The organism is Zoogloea sp. LCSB751 (genome assembly GCF_002028455.1).
GTDB lineage: Bacteria > Pseudomonadota > Gammaproteobacteria > Burkholderiales > Rhodocyclaceae > Zoogloea.
In genome coordinates, this window is the sequence record NZ_MWUM01000649.1 from 1 (window position 1) to 234 (window position 234).

General features: G+C 67.1%; 1 protein-coding gene. It reads right to left on the reverse strand.

The genetic code is table 11. The annotated features are described in order from the left end of the window. The coding region (locus B4920_RS28040) for an SDR family NAD(P)-dependent oxidoreductase (protein WP_139379792.1) at window positions 1–234 on the reverse strand (234 nt) is incomplete at both ends.

Here is a 234-nt window from a genome sequence, read left to right on the forward strand (position 1 = left end):
GCTGGAGCCTATGTTCATGATGACGGCGGGCTTGCGCAGCCTTGGCAGCAGGGCGCGGGTGAGCTGGATGGGGGCCTCGACGTTGAGCAGCAGTTGGCGCATCACCTGCTCGCTGCTCTGATCCTCCAGCCAGGCGAACTGGTTGCAGCCCGCGCTGTTGATCAGCACGTCCAGCCCATCATCCAGCGCCGGGTGCTGCAGCAACCGGGCCCGCTCCTGGGGCGAGCCCAGATC